At 45.7% G+C, this 19,355-nt stretch carries 15 protein-coding genes and 1 pseudogene; 3 read left to right on the top strand and 13 right to left on the bottom strand.

Annotation, left to right across the window (positions count from 1 at the left end; translation table 11 throughout):
- From ACZLMD_RS05365 to ACZLMD_RS05305, 13 genes and pseudogenes are all read right to left on the bottom strand, one after another.
- A pseudogene (locus ACZLMD_RS05365) lies at positions 1–248 on the bottom strand (antirestriction protein ArdA); the annotation flags it as partial.
- Between the two features lie 78 nt (positions 249–326).
- Complete coding sequence (locus tag ACZLMD_RS05360; RefSeq protein WP_118560489.1) at positions 327–656, bottom strand: type II toxin-antitoxin system RelE/ParE family toxin; 330 nt, start codon at positions 654–656, stop codon at positions 327–329.
- On the bottom strand, positions 653–961 hold the full coding sequence (locus ACZLMD_RS05355; protein ID WP_118560487.1) for a type II toxin-antitoxin system RelB/DinJ family antitoxin: 309 nt from the start codon (positions 959–961) through the stop codon (positions 653–655). Before ACZLMD_RS05355 ends, ACZLMD_RS05360 begins: the two co-directional genes overlap by 4 nt.
- Before the next feature lie 266 nt (positions 962–1,227).
- Positions 1,228–2,085: a methylenetetrahydrofolate reductase [NAD(P)H] gene (metF, locus tag ACZLMD_RS05350; RefSeq protein ID WP_484107404.1), complete on the bottom strand. Its 858-nt coding sequence runs from the start codon at positions 2,083–2,085 to the stop codon at positions 1,228–1,230.
- Between the two features lie 92 nt (positions 2,086–2,177).
- Positions 2,178–4,445, bottom strand: coding sequence for a 5-methyltetrahydropteroyltriglutamate--homocysteine S-methyltransferase (gene metE / locus ACZLMD_RS05345; protein WP_484104778.1), 2,268 nt, complete (start codon positions 4,443–4,445; stop codon positions 2,178–2,180).
- Positions 4,446–4,663: 218 nt separating this feature from the next.
- The gene (locus ACZLMD_RS05340) at positions 4,664–5,563 is read right to left on the bottom strand and encodes a LysR family transcriptional regulator (protein WP_022306448.1); all 900 of its coding nucleotides are present in this window, start codon (positions 5,561–5,563) and stop codon (positions 4,664–4,666) included.
- A 70-nt stretch (positions 5,564–5,633) separates the two neighbouring features.
- On the bottom strand, positions 5,634–5,936 hold the full coding sequence (locus ACZLMD_RS05335; RefSeq protein WP_022306447.1) for a Dabb family protein: 303 nt from the start codon (positions 5,934–5,936) through the stop codon (positions 5,634–5,636).
- Positions 5,937–6,130: 194 nt separating this feature from the next.
- Positions 6,131–6,877 (bottom strand): pyruvate formate-lyase-activating protein, encoded by a 747-nt coding sequence (gene pflA, locus ACZLMD_RS05330; protein WP_118560483.1) that lies wholly within the window; start codon positions 6,875–6,877, stop codon positions 6,131–6,133.
- A gap of 224 nt (positions 6,878–7,101) precedes the next feature.
- The gene (pflB, locus tag ACZLMD_RS05325) at positions 7,102–9,354 is read right to left on the bottom strand and encodes a formate C-acetyltransferase (RefSeq protein WP_118560481.1); all 2,253 of its coding nucleotides are present in this window, start codon (positions 9,352–9,354) and stop codon (positions 7,102–7,104) included.
- A 265-nt stretch (positions 9,355–9,619) separates the two neighbouring features.
- Positions 9,620–11,983, bottom strand: a complete 2,364-nt coding sequence (yicI, locus tag ACZLMD_RS05320; protein ID WP_022306443.1) for an alpha-xylosidase — start codon at positions 11,981–11,983, stop codon at positions 9,620–9,622.
- 168 nt (positions 11,984–12,151) lie between these two features.
- Entirely contained in the window at positions 12,152–14,710 is a 2,559-nt protein-coding gene (locus ACZLMD_RS05315; protein WP_482522829.1) for a hypothetical protein, read from the bottom strand.
- 81 nt (positions 14,711–14,791) lie between these two features.
- Positions 14,792–15,853, bottom strand: coding sequence for a metal ABC transporter substrate-binding protein (locus ACZLMD_RS05310; protein ID WP_482522830.1), 1,062 nt, complete (start codon positions 15,851–15,853; stop codon positions 14,792–14,794).
- On the bottom strand, positions 15,846–16,277 hold the full coding sequence (locus ACZLMD_RS05305; protein WP_022305076.1) for a Fur family transcriptional regulator: 432 nt from the start codon (positions 16,275–16,277) through the stop codon (positions 15,846–15,848). Before ACZLMD_RS05305 ends, ACZLMD_RS05310 begins: the two co-directional genes overlap by 8 nt.
- A 693-nt stretch (positions 16,278–16,970) precedes the next feature.
- Here ACZLMD_RS05305 and ACZLMD_RS05300 point away from each other — a divergent pair.
- From ACZLMD_RS05300 to ACZLMD_RS05290, 3 genes are all read left to right on the top strand, one after another.
- Complete coding sequence (locus ACZLMD_RS05300; RefSeq protein WP_482522831.1) at positions 16,971–17,657, top strand: rhomboid family intramembrane serine protease; 687 nt, start codon at positions 16,971–16,973, stop codon at positions 17,655–17,657.
- Positions 17,658–17,735: 78 nt separating this feature from the next.
- Positions 17,736–18,752, top strand: coding sequence for an SCP2 sterol-binding domain-containing protein (locus ACZLMD_RS05295; RefSeq protein ID WP_482522192.1), 1,017 nt, complete (start codon positions 17,736–17,738; stop codon positions 18,750–18,752).
- Positions 18,753–18,882: 130 nt separating this feature from the next.
- A complete protein-coding gene (locus ACZLMD_RS05290) occupies positions 18,883–19,308 on the top strand; it encodes an HIT family protein (protein WP_022305041.1) in 426 nt (141 codons plus the stop codon).
- Positions 19,309–19,355: the final 47 nt, after the last annotated feature.

Raw genomic sequence — 19,355 nt, 5'->3', positions numbered from 1 at the left:
GTGGGTGTCAATGGCGGTAACTCCATGTAAGCAAAGTACAGCTTATTCAATCGTCTGACGCTGGTTGCTCTTACAATATCGCCAGCAAAAGGGAGTTTCATATCTATAATCTGATAATCGCCACTGTCAGCTTCTACACCAAGCAGGTCACGGAACAGCTCATAATCAATGGGTAAATCAAACCAGCGAGAGGTTTTATCCTCTGCTGATTTTGTCGTTTCAATCAATACGCTACATTCTTCCATCATAATTCAGTCCTTTCTTCTAATTTTGAGCATGAAAAAAGCAGTCGATCATAAATGAAAGACTGCTTTAAATCATATTCTTTATTGCTTTGTGTGGAGATTTAACTGATTGTCTATGTCCCGTCCGGCATACATTACTCTAAGTATTGTTACAACTTTTTTAACGTTGTCTGGAATATAAAGTACCACATAATTATCTACTGGTAATACACGAAGCCCACGGCTTTTCCACGGTTCTTTTTCATATTTCCGATAACGCTCCGGCATCGTATCCAGACTTAATATCTGTTCTTCCAGACGGTCAAGCTGTCCGATTGCATTTTCCGGCGATTGCAATTCAAAAGCAATATATTCAAAAATTCCTCTCAAATCACTGTCAGCCTGTTCGGATATTTCTACTTCATATATCATAAGCCATAATCCTTGCGAATATCAGCAAAAGCTTTTTTCGCATTTTTTGTCCGTCCAGCCTGCATATCCGCATATCCTTTTTCCAATTCTTCATTGAACTCTGCTTCTGATAATGTGCTGACGTCAACAGGTCTGGCAGATGGTATTTTCACTTCAAAAGGAAGTCCTCTCTGTAAGATAATCTGTTTATAAAACATATTGATAGCACTGGAAGCAGGAATACCGAGTGTAGAGAGGATACTTTCTGCTTTTTCTTTAACATCTGGTTCAATCCTTGCATATAAATTTGCTGATTTTGTAGCCATATAAAACATCTCCTTTCGTGAATAGTGTTTCCATCTATCTTTATTATATGCAAATGTCCGCACAATAGCAATACTATTTTTACGCTCCAATAATCTTATTGAATAACTGTAACAATACGTCTTTTACGCCGGACGCATTGAAATCCGTGAATCCCTTGTAAATAGGGCGTTACGGGACTATATGAAACTAGACAAAACCAATGTCACAATAACAAGAGATGAGTGCTAATTATTTCAAAAGATTTTTGAGTGAAACTTAGCAAAACTTAAATAATGTGCCTTATCCCATCACAGATCTTCCTTGCCACCAGCGGATTATTCATCGTATAAAGATGGATCCCGTCGATATCGCTGACCAGCAGATCAATGATCTGGCTCAGTGCATAGGACATTCCGGCATCAAAAAGTGCCTCCTTGTTATCCTCATACTTATGAAGGATCCTCTGAAAACGCTCCGTAAAGGAAGCTCCGCACATGGTTACCATCCGTTTGATCTGGCGAGCATTGATCACCGGCATAATGCCCGGAATGACCGGCACCCCAATTCCGGCGATCCTGCAGTCCTCCACAAACCGGAAGAACTGCTCATTGTCAAAAAACAGCTGGGAAAGCAACACCTCCGCGCCGGCATCTGCCTTTGCCTTCAAATGCTTCATTTCTGAAATCTTCCCATCTGATTCCGGATGACATTCCGGGTAGCAGGCTCCCAGAAAACAAAAATCACTTTTCGGTTTTAAATAACGGATCAGATCGGAGGCATGCTTAAAATCATCCTTCTCCGGAATATCCGGATTCCGGTCGCCTCGCAGCGCCAGAACATTTTGAATCCCCTCCTGTGTCAAAATCCTTGCAAATTCATCAATTTCGCTTTTATTATAATGAAGGCAGGTCAGATGCACCACGGGTTCTACGTGATATTCATTCTTGATCTTTTTGGCAAGCTCGATCGTCCGGTTACAATTGGAGCTTCCCCCTGCGCCAAAGGTAACACTGATAAAATCAGGATCACACTCACACAATACCGAAAGTGTCTCGTCAATATTTTCCAGATCCTCTGTTCTTTTTGGCGGAAAAATTTCAAACGACAAGCTCTTTTTCTTCTTACAAATATCTGCGATTTTCATAGTAAACCTCGTTTCTAATACATTCTCTGCTGGGAAGTGACATCACTCTCGCGCAGATGTTTCTTTTATCTGCCCCTTTTCCGGTAACCTTATTACTGTTGTCTGATCTGCTTTGCTGCCTCTACCATGTTTCGAAGGCTCGCATCCGTCTCCGGCACACCTCTTGTCTTCAGTCCGCAGTCCGGATTGACCCAGAGCTTCTCCGGCTCAATCTTGGTCAGCATCAGACGAAGTGCCTGCACCATCTCTTCTACAGAAGGAACGCGTGGCGAATGGATGTCATAAACGCCCGGTCCAACCTCTGTCTCAAAATGATTCTCCCGCAGTGCATCAAGGATCTGCAGATCTGAACGGGATGCCTCAAAGGTAATGACATCTGCATCCATATCGTCAATAGCCGGAATAATATCGGTAAACTCACTGTAGCACATATGTGTGTGAATCTGCGTATCTGCTTTCACGCCACTGTGTGTCAGACGGAATGCCGGAATTGCAAAATCAAGATATTCGCTGTACCAGTCCGATCTGCGCAGTGGCAGCTTTTCACGCAGAGCCGCCTCGTCAATCTGGATCATGCGGATTCCGTTTGCCTCAAGGTCAAGCACTTCATCACGGATTGCCAGTGCGATCTGGGAAATAGATTCTTTAATGGAAATATCCTCTCTTGGGAACGACCAGTTTAAGATTGTAACCGGTCCTGTCAGCATTCCTTTCATGATCTTATCGGTCTGGGACTGTGCATAGACAGACCACTCCACAGTGATCGGCTTATCACGGTATACATCCCCCCAGATGATCGGCGGCTTCACGCATCTTGTACCGTAGGACTGTACCCACGCTTTCTCCGTAAACAAAAAGCCTCCCAGCGCCTCACCGAAATATTCCACCATGTCATTTCGCTCATATTCTCCGTGTACCAGTACGTCCAGTCCGATCTCTTCCTGCCATTTGACACAATCTGCAATCTTCTTTTTATTAAATGCAACATACTCCTCTTTGGAAATCTCTCCGCGGCGGAATGCAGAACGGTTCGCCTTGACATCCTTTGTCTGAGGGAAAGAACCGATCGTTGTCGTCGGAAATTCCGGAAGCTTAAGCTCCTTTTTCTGCAGTGCCTGACGCTCGCTTCTCTTCGGCAGACGAATGTAATCCTTCTCGATCACACCGGAAAGACGTTTTGTAACCTCCTCGTTATGGCAGTCACGTTCTCCGGCAAACAAAGCCTTATTCTTTTGATATACTTCGCTCTCCTGATAATTATCCTGATCGGCAAGCTGTCCTAATTCCTTAAGCTCTGCAAGCTTTTCCTCCGCAAAAGCAAAGTAAGAGGTAAATTCCTGCGAAAGCTTGGTTTCATGCTTGAGCGTATACGGAACATGAAGCAGGGAGCAGGAAGTGGACAATACAACGGAAATACCTTTTTTCTTCAAGTCAGCAACCGTTCCCAGCGTTTTTTCGTAATGATTTCTCCAGATATTTTTGCCGTTTACAAGTCCCGCAAACAATATCTTATCCTGTGGAAATCCAAACTTTTCGATCAGCTCGCAGGTCTGTCTGCCCTCAATAAAATCCAGTCCGATCGCTGCAAACGGCATCCGGATCAGATCTGCATAAATATCTCTCACATCGCCAAAATAAGTCTGTAAAAGCACCCGGCACTTACCTGCATCAGACAGAATATTATCATAGATCCGATGGAACAGCTCGATGTCCTCTGCACCCAAGTCCTTAACAAGTGACGGCTCATCAAACTGCAGCCACTCCACCTGCTCCTCATTGCACTTTGCAAGAAGTTCCTGATAAGCCCGGATAATTGCTTCTGCAAAATCACCTGCCGTTTTCTTACCGGTATAGCGAATGAGCTTTAACATCGTAAATGCGCCAATGACAACCGGCTTTGTCTCGATTCCAAGTCTCTTTGCCTCAAAATATTCATGAAACAGTTTATCTGCGTTCAATGTGATCTTCGTGTCATCCTCGATCTCAGGCACAATATAATGATAATTCGTATTAAACCATTTCTTCATGGCAAGCGCTTTCACATCACCGGATTCTCCCTGATAACCACGCGCCATTGCAAAATATGTATCAATCGCAGAAAGACCAAGCTCCTGATATCTTTTCGGAACAATTCCAAGCAACACTGCGGTATCTAAAACCATATCGTAAAAGGAGAAATCATTGCCGGAAATAAAATTAATTCCTGATTTCTTCTGCAACTTCCAGTGCGTTTTTCTCAGCTCCTCCGCTGTCTGGGTCAGCTCATTTCCATCAATCTCTTTCCGGAAATATTTCTCCGATGCAAATTTAAGCTCACGCAAAGTTCCGATTCTTGGAAATCCAATTACTGATGTCTTCATGTTCATCCTCCATTTCTACCACAGCTCTGTCTTTTCATCCTTCTCCAAAGACATTCTGTCGTCAGGCGCGTTGTTTTATGTTGACATCATTATACGTTCCCCTCTGTCATTTGTATAATACAAAAAAATTGAGTTGTCCATAGTTTAAAACTATAAACAACTCATCTAAGCTTCTCTGTTTCCATCATGCAGACGCCTGCCTCCTGTGAGCTCTCCGGCTAACCGAGGTACTTTTCCAGTGCCTCCAGATATGTCATGCCAATCCTGCTAAGCACCGCTTTGTTATGCGTTATGTATCCGATGCGCATGTCGCTTTCATCTGCCAGTGGCACCGCAATGATATCCTTTCCATTGAGCTTCTTGTCGATGACACCGCTGCAGACCGTATACCCGTTCAGACCGATCAGCAGGTTAAATAATGTCGCTCTGTCACGGACACGAATGTTTTTCTTTCGCTCTGAGGCAGAAAATATCTCCTCCGAAAAATAAAAGGAATTATGTTCTCCCTGCTCAAACGAAAGATACGGATATGCCTCCAGCTCCTCATTGGTGATCACCTTGTGATCCGCCAGCGGATGTCTTCTACTGATAAATACATGCGGCTTTGCAACAAACAGTTTGTGGAATTTCAGGTCATTTGATTTCAGGATCTTGTGCAGGACAACCTCATTGAAATCATTCAGAAACAAAATTCCAATCTCGCTTCTCATATGCGCCACATCCTCAATGATCTCATAGGTCTGCGTCTCTCTGATGCTGAAATCATATTCGTCCTGTCCGTATTCCTTGATCAGATCCACAAATGCATTGACTGCAAAGGAATAGTGCTGTGTGGACACGCAAAACTGCTTCTTGCCGCCGCCCTTTCCCTTGTATTTATCCTCCAGGATCGATGCCTGCTCCAGTACCTGCCTTGCATAACCGAGAAACTCCTCGCCCTCCTTGGACAGAGAAATCCCGCGGTTCGTCCGATTAAATATCACAAGATTCATTTCCTTTTCCAGTTCATGAATCGCGTTGGTCAGACTCGGCTGGGAAATATAAAGCTTCCCCGCTGCCTCTGTGATCGTTCCGGTCTCCGCCACCATGATCACATATCGAAGTTGTTGAAGTGTCATATTAATCTCCATTCCGCAAACGCTCTGCATCGAAGAACTGCAAGCAATATTTCAAATTCTACTCTGTTCCTTATACCTCAAAATCCATGCAGACTCTTGTCTTCGTGTACGGGCGAACCTTGCTGTCGGCAACCTTCACATGCTCCGGATGCACTGCATAGCCCTTTAACGCAGTCTCATCTACAAGTGTAGTATCAAGCATTACATCTGCATTTGATGATGCAAGTCCCTGTGTCTGCACATGTACCTCCGTCAGTCCCGGAACCTTTCCGGCAAGACCTTCCAGTCCCTCCTTGATGCCGGCCTTGACGGTCTGTTTCTCTTCCTCTGATAATTCATCCTTTAACTGCCACAAAATAATATGCTTTACCATAATACTGCCTTCCTCTCTGTAAAAAGGGCAAAACCAGCGTTTTGCCCTCCAAGAATTGCTTCGCAATTCTCGTTGACATAACACTACGTTACGAGCATTTTCCTATATATTATAAAGGGCAAAACCAGCGTTTTGCCCTCCAAGAATTGCTTCGCAATTCTCGTTGACATAATACTCTCATGAATCGTTATTTCTCACGGCTGCTTTCGTATCCCCAGAATCTTTTCTGCCTTTTCGACCTCCTCCTGCGTCGGTGTTCGTACCCCCTCCAGAGGATAATCAATGCCAAGGTTCTGCCACTTGAACAGTCCCAGCGTATGATATGGCAGGATCTCCACCCGCTCCACATTACTCCACCGGTCAAGCTTCTCCCTCAGTGCCTGTAAGCCTGCCTCATCATCGGTAAGCTCCGGCACCAGAACATGGCGGATCCACATCGGCTTTCCATGCTCATTAAGCCAGTCTGCCAGCGCCAGAATATTCTCATTCGTCTGCCCCGTCAGCGCCTTATGCTTCTCCGGATCCATCTCCTTAATATCAAGCATAACGAGATCTGTCACTTCCATGAGTTTCTCAAACTTCTCCATAAACTCTGCCGAATCCGGATCAAACGGATTGGCACTGGTATCCAGTGTTGTGTGAATGCCCTTTTCCTTTGCTAAGGTAAACAGCTCTGTCAGAAAATCAATCTGTAACAGCGGCTCGCCTCCGCTGACCGTCAGACCGCCGTTGTTCTTCCAGTAACTGCGGTAACGGTACGCCTTGTCAAAGACCTCTTTCGCTGTCTTTAATTCACCCTCATCCGGCTTCCATGTCTCCGGATTATGGCAGTATTTACACCGCATGCGGCAGCCCTGCAGAAACACTACATAGCGCACACCCGGTCCGTCCACCAGACCAAATGTCTCCACGGAGTGGATCCGTCCCTTTACCTGTCCCATGTTTTCTCTCCTTTTCCTGCAGACGAAGTCAGCTTTACCGGTTGCTGCATTTCCCCTACCGGTGCCTCCCTGTCTGCTGTTCTTCTCTTTTATACAGCACAAACCTTGCATTCTGATCCTATTATACACCAAAATGCAAGGTTTGTATTCATATCTATACATCTGATTTACACAAAGGCAAAGACGCCAACAACACCTCCCTGCCCTCGCGTATTGCGTTCTGACTACATCTGTGCGTGGCAGGTTCTGGAAATTACATCCATCTGCTGCTCCTTGGTCAGATCGATAAACTTAACGGCGTAACCGGATACACGGATCGTGAAGTTTGCATACTCTTCCTTCTCCGGATGCTCCATAGCGTCAATAAGCTTCTCCTTGCCAAATACATTGACATTAAGGTGATGTGCTCCCTGATCAAAGTAACCATCCATAACCTGTACAAGGTTTGTTTTACGCTCCTCTTCCTCATGTCCAAGTGCGTCCGGATTGATGGTCTGTGTATTGGAGATACCATCCAGAGCCCACTCATAAGGAATCTTTGCAACAGAGTTGAGGGAAGCCAGCAGACCATTCTGCTCTGCACCGTAGCTTGGGTTTGCTCCCGGTGAAAGTGGCTGTCCTGCTTTTCTGCCGTTTGGCATAGAACCGGTTGCCTTACCATAAACCACGTTTGATGTGATCGTAAGGATAGATGTAGTCGGCTCAGAACGACGATAGGTATGATGCTTCTTGATCTTCCCAAGGAAGGTACGGAGAAGCCATACACCAATCTCATCGGCACGGTCATCGTCATTACCATACTTAGGGAAATCTCCCTCTGTCTCATAGTCTACAGCAAGTCCGTTCTCATCACGGATTACTTTTACCTTTGCATACTTGATCGCACTCAGGGAATCAATTACATGTGAGAAACCTGCAATACCGGTAGCGAATGTACGGCGTACATCCGTATCGATCAGTGCCATCTGAGCTGCCTCATAATAATATTTATCATGCATGTACTGGATCAGGTTCAGTGTATTTACATAGATATCTGCAAGCCAGTCCATCATTGCATCATACTTCTCCATAACCTCATCATAATCAAGGTACTCAGAAGTAATTGGCTGATACTTTGGTCCAACCTGTACTTTATTCTTCTCATCAACACCACCGTTGATCGCATAAAGCAGACATTTTGCAAGGTTTGCTCTTGCTCCGAAGAACTGCATCTCCTTACCGGTCTGTGTTGCAGATACACAACAGCAGATTGCGTAATCATCACCCCATACAGGCTTCATAACATCATCGTTCTCGTACTGTACAGAGCTTGTCTTGATGGAGATGTTTGCTGCATATCTCTTGAAGTTCTCTGGAAGATCTGATGAATAAAGTACCGTGATGTTTGGCTCCGGAGCAGGTCCCATATTCTCCAGTGTATGAAGCACACGATAATCTGTCTTTGTCACCATATGACGGCCATCTACGCCGATACCGGCAAGATCGATGGTAGCCCATACCGGATCTCCGGAGAACAGCTCGTTGTAAGACTTAATACGTGCAAACTTGACCATACGGAACTTCATGGTCATGTGATCGATCAGCTCCTGTGCCTCTGTCTCAGTCAGTGTGCCGTTCTTTAAATCTCTCTCAATATAAATGTCAAGGAATGTGCAGACACGACCGATACTCATTGCAGCACCGTTCTGTGTCTTAATAGCAGCAAGATAACCGAAATAAGTCCACTGAACAGCTTCTCTTGCATTCTTAGCAGGCTCAGAGATATCGTAACCGTAAATGGCTGCCATCTCCTTCATTCCCTTCAGGGAATTGATCTGCTCCTGCAGCTCCTCACGAAGGCGGATCACTTCACCCTTCATGCTTCCGCTTCCGCAGACTGCCTTATCCGCTTCCTTCTCTGCGATCAGATGATCGATACCGTAAAGAGCAACTCGACGATAATCACCTACGATACGTCCACGTCCGTATGTATCCGGAAGACCTGTGATGATCTTGTTCTTGCGGACTGCTCTCATCTCCGGTGTGTATGCATCAAATACACCCTGATTATGTGTCTTATGATATTCGGTAAAAATCTTGTGAAGCTCCGGATTTGGCTCATAACCATACATCTTCAGAGACTCCTCTGCCATCTTGATACCACCGTAAGGCATGAATGCACGCTTTAACGGCTTATCTGTCTGGAGACCAACAATCTTCTCCAGATCCTTTAAATCCTCACTGATATATCCCGGTCCATGGGAGGTCAAAGACGATACAATATCCGTGTCCATATCAAGGACACCGCCCTTTGCACGTTCCTCCTTCTGCAGTTCCTGCAGCTTGCCCCAAAGCTTATCGGTTGCTTCGGTTGGTCCCTCCAGGAATGACTCATCTCCATCATATGGAGTGTAGTTATTCTGGATAAAATCACGGACATTGATTTCTTCTTTCCAGAGACGTCCTTCAAATCCGTCCCATTCTTTAAAATTTACCATTTCGTCTTTTCCTCCTTAACGTTGTCTCATTTCACCTGTTATGTTACACTGCCTATTTTCTCCAAAAAGCCCCCTTTTGTCAACAGGCAGTTTTTAACATAACCTACACTATCATTTTTCAATCTTCATGACAAGTCTTCTATTGACGGTTTTTAGTCAATAACATGTTCTTTTACGATGAATCTTTCTCTCTTATCAAAAGAAGCCCTGCGGACAAATGCCGCAGGGCTTTCTTAAATTATATCATAAATTCTTAAATCCACTCTTACAGAGTAATCTGTACGCTTGTGCTTCCTGCAGCTGCATCTACTGTCTTGCCCTCAGCTGTAATCTTGAAGCTTCTGTCAGTTGCATCATAGGTCACATCGATCACATTGCCGTTTCTGACTGCCTTGATCTGGGTCAGCTTGTTAGACTCACTGTCATAGATCACTGCAGACGCGCTCTTACCATCCTCAAGACCATAGATCACTGCCTCTGCATCCTGCAGATAATCATAAAGAACTGTCATCTTGTCCTCTGCATCGAAGTTACCGTAAGTAACAATGCTGTTTGGACGAGCCAGGATCGGAGTCTGGAAGTAATCACACTGTCTTGTGTAATATCTGCCACCCTCATACTTCTCACCGGACTGGATATCTGTCCAGGTACCGCAATCAGGTACATAGAACTCAGCCTTGCCTTCCTCATTCATAACAGGCACGATACACAGGTTATCACCCAGCATATACTGCTGATCCAGATACTTGCAGGCGGTATCGTCTGTAAACGCAATAACCATAGAACGCATCATTGGTACACCAACCTGATGTGTCTTATTGGCCTGAGCCCACAGATAAGGCATCAGACGTCCCTTTAATACGGTGTAATGACGAAGTACATCACATGCCTCTGTATCGCCGTCCTTGTCATAAACCCAAGGCACACGGTAAGAGGTAGAACCATGGAGACGGCTGTGTGTAGAAAGAAGACCGAATGCACACCATCTCTTGTATACGTCAGCCGGTGCAGTTGCCTCGAATCCACCCATGTCATGGGAGAAGAAGCCGAAACCGGATGAGCAGAGGGAAAGTCCGCCACGAAGTGTCTCTGCCATAGCAGAATACTCCGCATAGCAGTCACCGCCCCAATGTACAGGGAACTTCTGACCACCAACAGTAGCACTACGTGCAAACAGACAAGCCTTGTCCTTGCCAAAGTACTCCTCAAGAGCCTCGAATACAACCTTATTGTAAAGGTATGTGTAGTAGTTGTGCATCTTGATCGGATCCATGCCATTGTAATACTTACACTTGGTTGGGATTCTCTCACCGAAGTCTGTCTTGATGTTGTTTACGCCCATCTTGAAGAGCTCCTTGAGCATACCCTTGAACCAGTCGCAAGCCTCCGGATTGGTAAAGTCAACGATTGCCATACCCGGCTGCCACAGATCTGCCTGGAATACGCTGCCATCAAGATTCTTGATGAAGTATCCCTTCTCCTTACCGATATCGAACAGCTTAGACTGCTGTGAAATGTAGGAGTTGATCCATACACAAACCTCAAGTCCCTTATCCTCATGAAGTCTCTTCAGAAGACCTTCCGGATCCGGGAACATATCCTTATCCCACTCGAAGTTACACCACTCATACTCCTTCATCCAGAAGCAGTCGAAATGGAATACCTGAAGAGGAATCTTTCTGTCTCTCATTCCATCGATGAAGCTCATAACAGTATCCTCGTCATAGCTTGTTGTGAAGGAAGTAGACAGCCACAGACCAAATGTATATGCCGGTGGAAGTGATGGCTTACCGGTCAGTGTAGTGTAATTCTCCAGAACCTCCTCCAGATTGTTACCGCCGATCACGAAATACTCAAGCTCCTCACCCGGCTGTGTAAATGTTACCTTGGAAACAGTGTCTGAGTTTACCTCGAAGGACACCTTATCAGAGCTGTTTACAAATACACCGTATCCCTTAGAAGAAATGTAGAATGGGATATTCTTGTAGCTCTGGTCAGAACATGTACCACCATCGCAGTTCCATGTCTCAACAACCTGTCCGTTCTTTACGAATGGAGTGAACTTCTCACCGAAACCATAAATGCACTCACCAATATCAGTCTTGAGCTGCTCTCTGATGTATGTGCGGTGTGGATCCTGTGGATAATTGAAGAACTCATCGTCCTCCTGCATCTCCATGCGTGCATTTGCTGCGAACTGATTCTCGTTAATGATAGAAGTTGAACGCCATGCTCCACCTGTCAGATGCTTGTCCTTATGATAGAACTGTACATCCCAGTCATCACCGATCTTGATCACTACCTTGGTATCTCCGGAGATCAGCTCAGCCTTATCCTCTGTGCGTGTGATCTGTGGAACATATCCGGTATCCTCGTTCAGCTCAAACTGAGGAATGTTGTCAAGTCCACCCTTGTAATGTACGATGTGAACCTTAATGATATTCTCTGATGTAGAAGAATATGTAATCTCAAGGTTTGGTCCGCCAAGTGTCATACCTCTGTTCATAACTGTGTATGGTGTTGCGATGACCTTGATAGAATTCTCTGTTGTTGTTACCTGATATGCCTGAGATGCATATCTTACATCATATCCCTTTTTGTTCAACCAAAATCCGTCTGCTACTTTCATGTTCGTAAACTCCTTTCAAATTAAATAAAATTATTTGCACACAGCAGATCATGTCCCCATAACAAAACCGAACTCTGCTGTACCATCTGATAACATTATATCTGTATTATCCAATTCCGTCTATAATTATTAAGCCAAAAACTAATACTATTTTGATATTTAGAACGATTATTTCGTTTTTATACTTTTTTGTGCGCTGACCGCACTGTATATCTTCTTCCCTTTCCGGATCTGATACGTTCTCACCTTAAAATAAATCCTCTTGCCGGATACCGTATACCGGAATTTAATACACCCATGCAGTTTTTTGATCCGGTTTTCTTTTAATTTCATCCGCACATACTTCTGTCCTTTTAATTTCGCCCTGATCTCCACATAGGTTCCCTGATATTTTTCCAGAGTCACCTGGACATACTTCTGTTTTCTGCTGTTTTGACGATTTTTCAGAGTAAAGACAGGTGCCATCAACCCTTTCCTGCCGTTTGAAGGCGTGACCTTCCCGGTATTCTGATTCTTCGCCGTATTCTGATCAACCGTTTCCAACCCATTCTGTGACGGTGTTTCCCCCGCCGATGCAAAAGATACCGGTGTGTTTGTGATATCGGCCGTCGGACTGACTGATGGTACCGGCGTCAGCTCCGGAAGCATACTCTGCTTCGGTGTCACAGTCGGAGCTGCACTTTGAACGGGTTTCTTTGTTACTGACGGTATCGGACTTTTCGATGATGCCGGAGTTTTCGTCGGTGCCTGCGTTACCGGCGGGGTTCTTGTCGACTGCAGCGATGCCACCGGAGTCCTTGTCGGTGTCTGTGTCACCAATGGCGTCACTGTCGGCGGCAGCGTTTTCACTGGTGTTTTCGTCGGAGTCGGATTGATCACCGGCTTTCTCTGAAGCGTCAGCACACCATTCTCCACTACCCACGGCTGAAACTCATCCCCTCCCGGAGTGACAATTGTATGGTATTCTTTTGTAACATCAAAATCATGGATCCACTGATTCAAAAGAACGCACAGTTTCCCGGCTCCACCGCTTTCTTCCGTGAAACAGTTCCGGGTCACCCCTTTTCCTTCACAACCGATCACCTGATTACTTACCGCATTTCCTGAAGCAGTTCCGGCTGCATATATATTGCATACCTCCGAATCTTCTCCCGTCATCGTTCCCACGATTTCTCCTGCAGAGCCGTTATCATTGAATACATCCCCTCGATTCATGCAGTTTAAAACCGAATTCTCACTATTTTCCTTCATATAACCGGCAATGCCGCCGACTGTCGTATTCTCTCCGCTTACCGGCTGCTCTGCAGATTGTTTGTTGCAAAGCCTTCCCTCATTCACGCAGTTTACGATCTCTCCTCCTGCGATCCACCCTACGATTCCACCGAGTTTATTTCCCGTGCCCCAGCTTATCTCTGCTCCACTCTGACTGCTCTCCATCGTAACAGAACCAAGATTGATGCAACCCTTTATCAGAATTTCATTTGTAAAAGGGATATTCCCAATGATACCGCCATAGCATAATGCTTCCGTACCATCCGTATTAAAATACGAAGATTTGCTGCGATCTGTCCGGATACTTCCCTCAAACCGACAGTCTGAGACCTCATATTCATGAAGTGGGACACTTCCGGCGATACCTCCGGCAACTTGAAAATTACCGCAAAGCTGTGCCCTGCTGACACAGTTTTTTACATCTCCGGCGGCAATACAACTGATGATTCCTCCCACAGTAGCAGCCATGCCGCCGATTTTCACATTGCTTTCGCAGTTACTGATCTCTGCGGCAGACCCAGCAATACCGCCTACGCTCCCCCGCAAATCATTCCAGTTCTCAATGTGACCGGAGCTGCTGCAATTCAAGATCATACCTTTTTTAGACCATCCCCCTGCGATTATCCCCACCGACACATCTCCAAAACAACCGCTCTCTTCTTCAGTGTTGTTAACACAGATATCCGCCTGAACATCTGTGTCCGTAATATTCCCTGTTATATATGGCACAAAACCAACGGCTACGTCCTCTCCCCGATGCCGCAGCGTCAATTCTATATTTTCACCGCGGCAGCCCTCTATTGACAAAAGATTCCCCCCCAAAGCACCAAGATCTGTCACATTCTTTCCATATCCAAAGTAATTTTTCACGAAAACACCACTGATCTTTTTGGCATTGTAAAAGATGCCGGCGCTTTTCCATGCACTCCGCTTTAATCTGTTCTGATAAATTCCCTCAATCTTATATCCATTGCCCTCGTAACTCCAGGATGGGTCAGTGGAATCAGAATCCGTCCCGATCGGCGCAAACGACTCCGTTTTCCAGGTATAGGAAATCGCAGTCTTGGTCGTTGGATCAGCATAATACACATCCGCCTTCGCATCATAGTATGCCTCCGCTTTTCCTTCGTAATAAATAGCTGTGCGTCCACTTTCCTCCTGATACTGATAGCTGTACGGAGATACCACAATATCCCGGGTCTGAACAAAAACATTTCCACGACCGGTCGGTTTCTTCTGCAGAAAGCTTCGCAGGCTGTCAAGATCCTCTGCCGAAGACACCTCAACGGTCTTGCTCTGCTGCTGTGCTTCGATCAGACTGCTAAATTCCTCCATCGTGATCGCCTTTGCCTCCGTATGCAGCTGTCCCAGTGCCTCTGCCCCCGGCATACTTAACATACAGCTGAATATGAGCAATGCGATCATACCAAAATGTTTTTGTTTTCTCTTCGGCATATCTTCTCCTCCCATATATTTTCTTATAGATTCTTTTCTATTTCTATCGAAGCGTGTCCGCCAAAGCCTTCCTGTCCTTTTCTATTGAAGTGCATCCTTCAAAACCTTCAGGTTCTTTTCCATCAGACTCACATAAGTCTCTCCGGCATCAAACTGCTGTCTCGTAACGTTATGACAGGTGTAAAATGTCTCCACCTTTACTTTATGATCCCTTGTCGATGCCGCTTCTGCCACGGCATTTGCCACCTTATCACTGGTAAGCTCAATCTTTAATACAACCGGCAGCTTACGCTCCTTCACCTGTCTTGTCAGATATGTGATCGTATCTGCGCTCGGCTCTGTATCGCTGCTGCAGCCGGCGAAAGCCGCTGTATAATCAAGACCGTATTCCTCGACGAAATAACGGAGCGGAAAACGGTCCGCAAACGCGAGATATTTATCCTTTGCATGCTCCGTCACCGTTTTAAACTTCTGATCCAGTTTCTGAAGCTTTTTGATATATGCATCTGCATTTTTATCATATTCCTTCTGATGCTCCGGGTCAACCTTTCCCAGATCGTCTGCCACCTGTTTCACAAGCTTTTGCGCATTTACGGGAGAAGTCCAGATGTGCTCATCGATCTCGCCATCATTTTCATGTGTATCCTGCAAATCCGCCGCTTCATCATGCGTGTGCTCCTCATCCTCGTCATGATCATGAGCTTCTCCCTTTTCCTCCTGCATGCCCTCCACATGCTCCTCCGTCAGGAGCTTTACATGCTGCACCATCTCATCGGCTAACAGCTTCTGATCTGTTGCCGCCTCTATCACCTGTCCAACCCACTGCTCATTTTCTCCTCCATTATATAGAAGCAGATCGGCATTTCCCATCCGAATGAGATCCGATGCTGTCGGCTCGAAGGAATGTGTATCCATCCCTGCCGGCACGATCAGCGATACATCCACATAATTTCCTCCGACCTGTCTTGCAAAATCATAATACGGAAACAGCGTTGCCGCCACCTTTACTTTTCCATCCTTTCGATCCGGCGCAGCCTCCTGATTCGTCCCTGCCACCGAGCAGCCGGAAAGCACTGCCGTCACAAGCAGACACATACCCGCCAGGTGCGTCAGGTTCCGCCATTTTCTTTTATTCTTACTCATTCTTATTCCCCTTTTTTTGTTCTTTTGCCATACAATTATTACACATCCCATAGAACATGGTACGATGTGGATTGACCTGAAAGCTGTGCTCCTCCAGCACATGATCGTATAACTCCTCCATGTGGCTGCACGCCATCGGGATCATATTGCCACAGCCCTCACACTTCAGAAGGAAAGAACCCTCGTCCTCACACGCATACTGATAGTGTGCACCACTGTTGCCATCCAATACGATCTTGTGGACAAGTCCCTCCTGCTCGAACTTGTCCAGATGACGATAGATCGTCGTCAAACCAACAGACTGCCCCTGCTCCTTTAAATGAGCTGCGATCTGACTCACCGTCACATAACTTTGTCCGCCGCTCATCAGATATTCCAAAATAATCTTCTGTTGTTTTGTATGATAATGTTTCCCTGTATTCATCGTCTCAACTCCATCTCTGATAAAAGTCTCAAGCTCCCCCCGTGTGTATTCTTCCTGTGCCGGTATTCTTTTTTATAAGTATTGATCATTAAATGTGATTTTTGCCTGAAAATATAATTATCCACAGGCTGTGTCTGAAAATTATCTTGTCACATTACGGTTTTCGAAAAGTCTAATTGCTTTGCCGCTTTGATCTTCGATAAACGTGTTCTACCGTACTCACCCCAAGGTGGGATTCAAATGTTTCGAAAGGCGCTCTGCCCCCGCTGGTGCTTATGCCCTGTGCTTTAGGGCATTATGCACCATTGCGTGGGGCAACGCAGCGGGAGCGTGCCGACCGAAATATTTGAGCCCACCTATGGGGTTCAGGTCGTTCGGACACGTATTTATCAAAGCGATGCAAAGCAAAGACTTTTCAGAAAACCTAGTGATCTGCGTTAATTTTCAGACACAGCCTGCGGATAACATAGTCTTTATGAGCAAAAATCATTGTAATTGCTGATTCTCATAAAAAAGATTACCGGCACATGCAACATTCTCATTTCAAGAGCTTGAGCTAATCTGAAAATCGTTTTCATATTACACGCATTCAACATAAATGTCAATCATCTGCAGGGTAACGTCCTCATTTCATTTGACCTTTGCATCATTTCCCGCTACAATAGGACAAATAATGAAAGGAAGTTGATCTATATGAAACCATATCAAGAGCTCGAGACTGCCGGGGAGAGTTCTGCTTCCGAAGGCAGCATACGCCGTTATCTTTACTCAGCCACAGCAGCACTGATCCTGGTCAATGTACTGATCTTTTTGAAAACGGATTTTTTCAGCATTCTTGGCGGGGAGGACGCCTGGATCGACAAGGGCTGTCTTTCCTGGCGGGCGGTTTTCAATGCGCATGAGTATTACCGTATTATCACCTGTATGTTCCTGCACGGTGGAATCGATCATATCTTTAATAATATGCTCTGCCTGTTTTTCCTCGGAACATTTCTGGAACAGCAGATCGGCACACCACGCTTTACAATCCTGTACTTTTCGTCCGGAATTATTGCAGGGTTCACCTCGATGGTTTATAATATATTATTAGGAACAGACACTGCTTCCATTGGTGCGTCCGGTGCTATTTTCGGCATTACCGGAGGACTTCTGGCACTTGTCTTATTCCACCGCGATAAGATCGATCTGGATTACCGCCAGCTGATCTTCGCCGTCTTCTTGAGTCTGTACAGCGGTTTTACCGATCAGGGTGTCGACAACGCAGCACATGTCGGTGGTCTTCTCGGAGGACTTCTTATTGGTCTGATCGCAGGTACCGGCAGACAACGTCGTGCATCGGACAGGCAGACAAAGACGGATCAGACGAACTTACCGGGATAAAGCCATTGGCGAATACCTTGTCAGTCATTGACATATCTGTCAGGCTTTCATCTTATTTATCAGGAAATGAGGAAACTTATGCAACAGATCAATATTTACTATGGAGGAAGGGGACTCATTGAGGATCCTACCATTTATGTGATGAACAAGCTGACCGAGGTACTCGGAGAGCTTAATATGGAAGTCAAGAAATATAATCTTTACGAGGATAAGCAGGGCATCTCCGTCCTGCCAAAGACCCTGAAGGAGGCGGACGGCGTGATCCTTGCCGCTTCCGTGGAGTGGCTTGGGATCGGCGGATTTTTACAGCAGTTTCTGGATGCCTGCTGGCTTTATGGAGACAAGGATCATATCAAGGAGCTTTATATGCTTCCGGTTGTCACCGCCACTACTGCCGGCGAAAAGGACGCTTATCAGACGCTGACCCGTGCCTGGGAAATTCTCGGCGGCATTCCGTGCGAGGGAATCTGCACCTATGTTGCGGATCATACGGACTTTGAAACAAATCCGGATTACGCTTTACTCATCGAGAAGAAGGCAGAAAGCTTCTACCGTTCCTTCTCCAAGAAATTAAAAGTATTTCCTTCCAGCACAAACTCCATCTGCGAGAATACTCTGCGTCCGAAAACAATGCAGCTGACACCACAGGAAAGCGAGCAGCTTTCCATGTATGTATCAGATAACAATTATGTTCAGAAGCAGAAGGAAGACATTGAGGAACTCACCAGCATGTTTAAGGGATTGCTCGGAGACACCGACGAGGAAGAAACGGCTGCACCGATAGCAGGCGATCCACTTGCCGATGCCCTGCAGGAGCATTTTCGGCCGGTCTCACCGCTCACGGTATGTTATAACCTCCAATTCGAGGATGGAAGGGTACTCTCCGTTGACATTCATGACGAAGAGCTTATTTGCAGCAACAAAGCAAATCCTGCCGCGAATGTCCAGATCCGTCTGGATGACAAGACAGTCCGGCGTATCGTTCAGGGAGAGCTTACCATGCACAATGCCTTTTTGTCCGGCGCTGTGACTGCCAAGGGCGATTTCAAACAGATCCGTACCTTTGACACGCTGTTTCCTATTGCAATATCTTAATGAAGCCGGAACATTTCACAAATCATAACGGAAGATCCGTTTTTGAATGAATTTCACATGAGAATGTGTCTTGAGCGTACCCGGCACATCCCCATTACATACAAGAACGTACGCAGAAATGAGGGTTATTATGAGTAAAAAATATGTCGATGACTGTATCTTTTGCAAGATCAATAAGGGAGAAATCCCTTCCACTACCATTTATGAGGATGACGATTTCAAGGTAATGCTTGATATCAATCCGGCATCCAGGGGACATGCCGTGATCCTTCCAAAGAATCATGCCGCGGATCTTTTCGAGCTTGCCGATGACGATGCCGAGAAGCTTTTCAAGATTGCCCGCAAATGTGCAAAATCCATGATGGAGGTGCTTCACTGCGACGGGATCAACGTTCTCCAGAACAACGGTGAGGCTGCCGGTCAGACAGTATTCCATCTCCATGTACATCTGATCCCACGTTATAAGGGTGATACCGTAAATATCAGCTGGAAGCCTGGTACTCCGGAGCAGGATGCCGCTGAGCTTGCTGCAAAGATCAAAGCGAATATCCAATAAAATCTTAAATAAACATTTTAAGAAAACAATAGTCTGTCCGTAAAATG

Source organism: Jutongia sp., from assembly GCF_057878315.1.
This window is presented reverse-complemented; position numbering and strand designations above follow the sequence as displayed.

Coding starts and splice junctions, on each gene's coding strand:
- ACZLMD_RS05315 (WP_482522829.1), bottom strand. CDS start 14,710: ATGCCGAAGAGAAAACAAAAACATTTTGGTATGATCGCATTGCTCATA.
- ACZLMD_RS05290 (WP_022305041.1), top strand. CDS start 18,883: ATGAGTAAAAAATATGTCGATGACTGTATCTTTTGCAAGATCAATAAG.
- ACZLMD_RS05310 (WP_482522830.1), bottom strand. CDS start 15,853: ATGAGTAAGAATAAAAGAAAATGGCGGAACCTGACGCACCTGGCGGGT.
- yicI (WP_022306443.1), bottom strand. CDS start 11,983: ATGAAAGTAGCAGACGGATTTTGGTTGAACAAAAAGGGATATGATGTA.
- pflA (WP_118560483.1), bottom strand. CDS start 6,877: ATGGGACAGGTAAAGGGACGGATCCACTCCGTGGAGACATTTGGTCTG.
- ACZLMD_RS05360 (WP_118560489.1), bottom strand. CDS start 656: ATGATATATGAAGTAGAAATATCCGAACAGGCTGACAGTGATTTGAGA.
- ACZLMD_RS05305 (WP_022305076.1), bottom strand. CDS start 16,277: ATGAATACAGGGAAACATTATCATACAAAACAACAGAAGATTATTTTG.
- ACZLMD_RS05300 (WP_482522831.1), top strand. CDS start 16,971: ATGAAACCATATCAAGAGCTCGAGACTGCCGGGGAGAGTTCTGCTTCC.
- metE (WP_484104778.1), bottom strand. CDS start 4,445: ATGAAGACATCAGTAATTGGATTTCCAAGAATCGGAACTTTGCGTGAG.
- metF (WP_484107404.1), bottom strand. CDS start 2,085: ATGAAAATCGCAGATATTTGTAAGAAGAAAAAGAGCTTGTCGTTTGAA.
- ACZLMD_RS05340 (WP_022306448.1), bottom strand. CDS start 5,563: ATGACACTTCAACAACTTCGATATGTGATCATGGTGGCGGAGACCGGA.
- pflB (WP_118560481.1), bottom strand. CDS start 9,354: ATGGTAAATTTTAAAGAATGGGACGGATTTGAAGGACGTCTCTGGAAA.
- ACZLMD_RS05335 (WP_022306447.1), bottom strand. CDS start 5,936: ATGGTAAAGCATATTATTTTGTGGCAGTTAAAGGATGAATTATCAGAG.
- ACZLMD_RS05295 (WP_482522192.1), top strand. CDS start 17,736: ATGCAACAGATCAATATTTACTATGGAGGAAGGGGACTCATTGAGGAT.
- ACZLMD_RS05355 (WP_118560487.1), bottom strand. CDS start 961: ATGGCTACAAAATCAGCAAATTTATATGCAAGGATTGAACCAGATGTT.